Source organism: Carnobacterium sp. AT7, from assembly GCF_000171855.1.
In the GTDB taxonomy this organism is placed as follows: Bacteria; Bacillota; Bacilli; order Lactobacillales; family Carnobacteriaceae; genus Carnobacterium_B; species Carnobacterium_B jeotgali.
In genome coordinates, this window is record NZ_ABHH01000053.1 from 1 (window position 1) to 6,587 (window position 6,587).

6 protein-coding genes and 1 tRNA gene are annotated in these 6,587 nt (G+C 37.1%); 1 reads left to right on the forward strand and 6 read right to left on the reverse strand.

Going from position 1 to position 6,587, the window contains the following annotated elements; genetic code table 11:
• Nucleotides 1–114: 114 nt before the first annotated feature.
• Nucleotides 115–1,131: a PTS transporter subunit IIC gene (locus CAT7_RS11695; RefSeq protein ID WP_007725846.1), complete on the forward strand. Its 1,017-nt coding sequence runs from the start codon at nucleotides 115–117 to the stop codon at nucleotides 1,129–1,131.
• A 95-nt stretch (nucleotides 1,132–1,226) separates the two neighbouring features.
• On the opposite strand, the gene CAT7_RS11700 is transcribed toward CAT7_RS11695, so the two are convergent.
• From CAT7_RS11700 to CAT7_RS12735, 6 genes are all read right to left on the reverse strand, one after another.
• A tRNA-Val gene (locus CAT7_RS11700) sits at nucleotides 1,227–1,299 on the reverse strand.
• A gap of 116 nt (nucleotides 1,300–1,415) precedes the next feature.
• Entirely contained in the window at nucleotides 1,416–3,311 is a 1,896-nt protein-coding gene (gene mnmG / locus CAT7_RS11705) for a tRNA uridine-5-carboxymethylaminomethyl(34) synthesis enzyme MnmG (protein WP_007725847.1), read from the reverse strand.
• A 175-nt stretch (nucleotides 3,312–3,486) separates the two neighbouring features.
• Nucleotides 3,487–4,875 (reverse strand): tRNA uridine-5-carboxymethylaminomethyl(34) synthesis GTPase MnmE, encoded by a 1,389-nt coding sequence (gene mnmE / locus CAT7_RS11710; protein ID WP_007725849.1) that lies wholly within the window; start codon nucleotides 4,873–4,875, stop codon nucleotides 3,487–3,489.
• A 237-nt stretch (nucleotides 4,876–5,112) separates the two neighbouring features.
• A complete protein-coding gene (locus CAT7_RS11715; RefSeq protein WP_007725850.1) occupies nucleotides 5,113–5,877 on the reverse strand; it encodes a DUF3891 family protein in 765 nt (254 codons plus the stop codon).
• A 101-nt stretch (nucleotides 5,878–5,978) separates the two neighbouring features.
• On the reverse strand, nucleotides 5,979–6,419 hold the full coding sequence (locus CAT7_RS11720) for an ASCH domain-containing protein (RefSeq protein ID WP_007725851.1): 441 nt from the start codon (nucleotides 6,417–6,419) through the stop codon (nucleotides 5,979–5,981).
• Between the two features lie 15 nt (nucleotides 6,420–6,434).
• Nucleotides 6,435–6,569 (reverse strand): hypothetical protein, encoded by a 135-nt coding sequence (locus CAT7_RS12735; RefSeq protein WP_442852121.1) that lies wholly within the window; start codon nucleotides 6,567–6,569, stop codon nucleotides 6,435–6,437.
• Nucleotides 6,570–6,587: the final 18 nt, after the last annotated feature.

Sequence of the window (6,587 nt, forward strand, 5' to 3'; positions counted from 1 at the left end):
ATCGTATAGATGAGGCAAGCCTTTATACAAAGGCTTGCCTCTTTTTATTTGAAAAATCTTACGCTATAAAAAGTGTTGCATCACTATTACACAAAAATACGGAGGCGATTAAAAATGAAAACTTATCTAACAGATCGTATGTACAAAGCATCATCAGGAATCGCGAATGCTATTTTTGTAACAATCGGAGTTGGGCTATTATTAGAAACAATTGGAAATATGACCGGTCTTAGTATCTTAGTTATTATTGGAACAGCTGTAAAAATGCTGATGGCTCCTGCTATTGGAGCTGGTATCGCAGTTATGTTAGGTGGAAATACGTTGACCATTTTTAGTGCGATGGCTGCTGGAGCAATCGGCGCCGGTGCTATTCAAACAACAGCAGACGGAATGATCACTATTGCAACTGGTGAACCGATTGGCTGTTTGATTGCCGCTACAATCGCCACTTTTGTTGGAAAACGTGTTTCAGGTAAAACACCATTAGATATGATGGCTATCCCTATTGCAGCAATTTTAGCCGGTGGCTTAGCTGGCTATTACTTAAATCTCGTTATTGCTCCATTTTTGAGTACGGTGAGTGCTGTTATTTCTGCCTCAGTTGCTGGTTCGCCTGTTATTGGCGCAGCAGTTATCTCAGTTGTTGGGGGACTGGTGTTAATGTCTCCTGCTTCTTCGGCCGCTATTGCAATCGCATTGAATCTAGATCCTGTTTCAAGTGCTGCTATGCTAGTAGGAACAACGAGTATGTATATCGCATTTTCATTTGTCTCTATTCGTCAAAATAATCTTGGTGGATTTTTAGCCCAATTTGTTTGCACACCTAAAGTTCAACTGCCAAATATCGTTAAAAATCCTCGGATTTTAATTGGACCAACTGTTGCTGCTGCAATTGCTGCACCCATTTCAACTGTTGCTCTTGGTTTTACAGCTCCCAGTGCTTTGGGCGGACTAGGTTTTTGTTCATTAATTTCTCCACTAAATATTTTCGTCTCTCAAGGAGCAGGATCATTTGCTGTTTATATCGTTACTGCTTGTTTAGTACCTATTGCTATTACTGTAGTCGTTAATAAACTATTAGAAAAAGCTAGTTGGTTGCGTAAAGGAGATATGGCTTTAGTAGTAGAGTAATCTGATGGACTACTAAATTCGCATCTTAAATAATCAACTCAATGACAAGTAAAAAGAGAGAAAAATCCTTTACGGATTTTTCTCTCTTTTTTTGATGGTCCCTACTGGGCTCGAACCAGCGACCCCTACCTTGTCGAGGTAGTGCTCTCCCAACTGAGCTAAGAAACCTTTATTTATTGGTGCGTCTACTGTTAGTATAAGCTACTATCGTTATTAAAGTAAAGCAGTTTTTAGCGTTAAAAAAAAAGAGTTGAGGAATCCTCAACTCTTTTTTTACTTTTATATTATACGTGAACTTTAGCAATCTTACCTTGTTCTACATAAACCATCAAAATTGAAATATCAGCTGGGTTAACACCACTGATACGGCTAGCCTGAGCAATGGTTTCAGGTTGAATTTTAATCAACTTTTCCTTTGCTTCAGTAGCGATACCATTAATAGAAGCATAATCAATATTTTCAGGTATGCGTTTATTTTCCATCCGTTTTAACTTATCCACTTTTTGAGCAGCTTTAGCAATGTATCCTTCGTATTTCACTTGAATTTCTACCTGCTCTTCAACAGCCAATGGAAGTTCATAGTCACGAGGTACAAATGCTAAAAGATCTTGATAAGAAACTTCTGGACGACGCAAGAAGTCCTTCGCTAGAATACCATCTTTTAGCGGTGCTTGATTATTTTCAATCAAATAAGATTGGATTTCAGTAGTCGGTTTCAAACGAATTGAACCTAAACGTTCTATTTCTCCTTCAAATTGAGCTTTTTTCGCTACAAAGGTATCATAACGTTCTTTGGTTACCAATCCGATTTCATGACCAATTTCAGTTAATCTAAAATCAGCATTATCATGGCGTAATAATAAACGGTATTCTGCACGAGATGTCAACAAACGGTACGGTTCATTTGTACCTTTTGTTACCAAATCATCAATCATAACGCCAATATAGCCTTCACTACGTTTCATAACGAAAGGTTCTTTTCCTTGGACTTTAAGGGCTGCATTGATACCAGCCATAATTCCTTGTCCTGCTGCTTCTTCATAGCCAGAAGTTCCGTTCATTTGACCAGCAGTAAATAAATTTTCTACTATTTTAGTTTCTAAGGATGGGCGCAATTGATGAGGGGTAACCACATCGTATTCAATTGCATAACCTGTTCGCATCATTTCTGCGTTTTCTAATCCTTCAATTGAATGGATGATATCTTGTTGAACATCTTCTGGAAGAGATGTCGACAATCCTTGCACATAAACTTCTTCCGTATTGCGTCCTTCAGGTTCTAAAAACAATTGATGTCTTGGTTTGTCACTAAAACGAACCACTTTATCTTCGATTGATGGGCAGTAACGAGCACCTACACCTTCAACAATTCCTGTAAACATTGGTGCGCGATGCAAGTTGTCTTGAATTTTTTGATGAGTAGCTTCATTTGTATAAGTTAACCAACATGATAATTGGTCTTTTAAATACGCACTGTTTGGCGTTTCATAACTAAAGTGGTTTGGTTTTTCATCCCCAGGTTGTTCTTCTGTCACGCTGTAGTCAATTGTTGAGGACTTAACTCTAGGTGGAGTACCAGTTTTAAAACGATTTAATTCAAATCCGTTTTCTAATAAACTTTCAGATAGTTTAATCGACGGTTGTGAATTATTTGGACCAGAAGAATATTTCAATTCACCGATAATGATTTGGCCACGTGAAGATGTACCTGCTGTTAAAATAACAGCTTTAGAACGATAAATTGCACCAGTATTCGTGATAATTCCTTTGCATATACCGTCTTCGATAATCAGTTCGTCAGCGATTCCTTGTCTTAAAACTAGGTTTTCAGTTTCTTCAATTGTTTTTTTCATTTCGTTTGCATACATAAATTTATCCGCTTGTGCGCGTAGAGCTCGAACTGCTGGTCCCTTTCCGGTATTCAGCATTCTCATTTGGATATAAGTTTTGTCGATATTACGACCCATTTCACCGCCAAGAGCATCAATTTCTCGAACGACAACTCCTTTAGCCGGTCCTCCAATTGATGGATTACAAGGCATAAAAGCAACCATATCTAGGTTGATGGTGATCAAAAGCGTTTGGCTTCCCATTCGCGCTGCTGCTAATGCGGCTTCTGATCCAGCATGTCCTGCACCCACCACGATTACGTCAAAATTTCCAGCTTCATAATGATTCATTTAAACAGTCCCTTCTTTTCTGTATTTAGTTTTTCTATATAAATAGCAATTTTTTTATTAGTTGTACTGTATGTCTAAATAGGAAGTTTTGCATCCTTCTAGTTGAGCTGCGTTCGACAGGCTCTCGAAAAAAACGTAATTCTGTCAAGTTTAAGCGGTATGCTACAAATCCTATCTATTTTCCTAGACAGAATTGGCTGAATAGTTGGGTCAACAGTTCATCTTGGACACTGTCTCCTGTAATTTCACCTAATAGATCCCAACAACGTGTCATATCTATTTGAATCAAATCAACTGGCATGCCCATTTCTACTCCGCTGATTACTTCATCTAATGCTTCTTCGGCATCGTTCAATAATGCAATATGACGTACATTAGATACATAAGTAGCATCTCGTTCGCCTGTTTGACCAGTGAAAAAAAGATTTGCTATGTTTTTTTCTAAAACGTCAATTCCAGACTTAGACAAAATAGATGTTTTCACAATACTTTCTGGCTCTACGAGTGTTTCCAGTTCAGCTAAATCTAATTTATTTGGTAGATCCATTTTGTTTAAAATCACAATGCGACGGTGTTGATTGGTTGCTTCAATTAAAGCTTTATCTTCTATTGTTAAAGGTTCACTTTGATTAAATACTAACAAAACTAAATCAGCATCACTTAACGCTTGGCGGCTTCGTTCTACGCCAATACGTTCAATAATATCTTCTGTTTCGCGAATACCTGCCGTATCGATCAATTTTAGTGGCACTCCTCTGACGCTGATGTATTCTTCAATAACATCTCGTGTAGTACCAGCAATATCTGTAACGATAGCTTTCTCTTCATCTAATAGGTAATTCAGCAAGCTCGATTTCCCAACATTTGGGCGGCCAATGATTGCTGTTGCGAGTCCTTCTCTTAAAATCTTCCCTTGACTAGCAGTTGCTAGCAATTGCTGAATCGAAGCTTTAACTAACTTAGCCTTTTCAATTAACAATTTTGATGTCATTTCTTCGACATCATCGTATTCAGGGTAATCAATATTTACTTCAACTTGAGCTAATGTATCTAGTATATCCATACGCAAGTTACGAATTAAATGAGACAAATTTCCATCTAATTGTTTTAATGCCACATGCATAGCTCTATCTGTTTTAGCACGTATCAAATCCATTACGGCTTCTGCTTGAGATAAATCAATTCGCCCATTCAAGAAAGCCCGTTTTGTAAATTCACCGGGTTCAGCTAAGCGAGCGCCATTTTGTAAAACACATTGCAAGACTTGATTGACCGAAGTAATACCACCATGACAATTGATTTCAACGACATCTTCTCTAGTGAACGTTTTGGGCTCACGCATAACAGATACCATCACTTCATCAATTGTTTCATTTGTTTTAGGATTTTCAATATGGCCATAGTGAATAGTATGACTCTTTTGTTCAGCCAGTGCTTTTGAACCAGATCTATAGACGCGATCTGCAATCTCAATCGCTTGGTCTCCGCTCAATCTTACGATTCCTATTGCACCTTCACCTGGAGGCGTCGAAATAGCCGCAATGGTTTCAAATTCTAATGTCACTCTCGCTCACTCCTTCTATTTTTTTGCACGAAAAAAGTGCCCACTCCACCCTTAAGCTGTTTGCAAAAGGAATGGAAAGCACTTTGACTACTTTTATCATTCAGATAAGATTATTTAATTTTTAGTGGTTTCATTCATAATTTTGTTGTTCCGTTAAGACTATACAAGTTCTCTAACTATTTGTCAACAACATCAGCTGATTTTATTTTATAAAAATTCAGCGCAGTTGACTCACCATTATTTTGCTTTAATACTGATACTTATTTCTTCATATTCAGCTTCGTTGTAACTATCTAGGAGTCCTTTTTCTTGAATAGCTTTTTTTGAAACAACTTTTTGGATTAGTTTACTGTTGATTGTTTTTTCAAAAGGAAAGACATCCAATGCAATTGTATGCTCATCAATCCAGCTTGGCATCATAGTTGTTTCTGTTAATCCAAGTTTTGTCGATAGCGAAAGGCCTTTTTTGAAGAATGGGTGACTGGTTTCTTCTGTAGCACCAGGTTCATTCACACAAGCGAATACAGATAAGGTATCTCCAAGTGCCAACAAGGCATAGTGAAATTCAAATAGTTGTTCATTAAATTCGTCCAAATCAGCAATGATCCGTTTTTTTCTTACCTCTTCTTGTTTGAGAAAATCCTGTGATTCTATTGATGTGTCTTTTAAAAAGAACTGAATGTAATGTCTACTACAAAGCAACGCTGCATAAGTATCAACTTTTTCAACTTCATCAATCCCATACGTATAGAAAATAGTTTTTGGAGCTTTAGGAAAATCAAAAAGAGAGAACGGAACTTGCTTTTTATCATTCCAAAAAGGGCTTTTATCTAGCTTCTCCCAACCATAATCGTGCATGCGAACAGCATACTCAACTGACTTTCTTAACTGCTCCCCTTGGAATAAAGTAGTTTTCCATTGAGCTATAACATCTCCTGCAAACTCTGCATGATTTTTTTGTTCAATCATGACAAACTCAGCTTCACGTTCTCTAATAATCATACCAACACATCCTCTCAACTTGATTCAATTAGTCAACTTCGAATATTTGTTTTATTGACGACCATTTCCTTTTTAGTATACCACTAATTTCATCGTTAGTTTTATTTATAAATAACTTCAAATTCTTCACAAACTACCGGGATGTGTTCATGAAAAGTTAAGCCTTTTTTTGTGTAAGATTGGTTAAAAAAATCTTTGTGAACGGCTCTCCAGTAGTGCAATGACCGATCTCCTTCCCCTTCTTTATAAGCATGTTCATTAGATACCTCTATAAAAGGAATAACCGTCACTTTAATTGTTTTTGTGATGCATACCGCTTCTTCATTCGCATCTAGAATAATGTTTAATTCGCCTTCTTCGGGTAGAGCTTCATTTTCCAAGGCATACTCTTCAAAAGCAGAAGCTGTAGCTGTTTTAATATTTTCAATCGTTAACCGTGCTAATTCATCTGGTTCGACTCCATAGCTCCAAGCTTGATATGTTTTATTTTGATATTCTGGATGGGCTGAAATAAATTCGCGCCACATTTGTTGTTCCTTCATGATTTCACTCCTTCATTATAAATTAAAGCGAATAACTAATAATATCAATTGATGTAGCGGGTAATAGATGTAGCCAATAATTTTAGGCATTTTTTTAGTAGGACTATATGTATCTATTAATAGTAGAAAAATGGCTAAACAAGCAAAAATTTGGACTGAGGAGCCTGC

Bases quoted from the DNA above. Each gene is read 5' to 3' on its own strand.
- CAT7_RS11695 (WP_007725846.1), top strand. From the start codon at position 115: ATGAAAACTTATCTAACAGATCGTATGTACAAAGCATCATCAGGAATC.
- mnmG (WP_007725847.1), bottom strand. From the start codon at position 3,311: ATGAATCATTATGAAGCTGGAAATTTTGACGTAATCGTGGTGGGTGCA.
- CAT7_RS11715 (WP_007725850.1), bottom strand. From the start codon at position 5,877: ATGATTATTAGAGAACGTGAAGCTGAGTTTGTCATGATTGAACAAAAA.
- CAT7_RS11720 (WP_007725851.1), bottom strand. From the start codon at position 6,419: ATGAAGGAACAACAAATGTGGCGCGAATTTATTTCAGCCCATCCAGAA.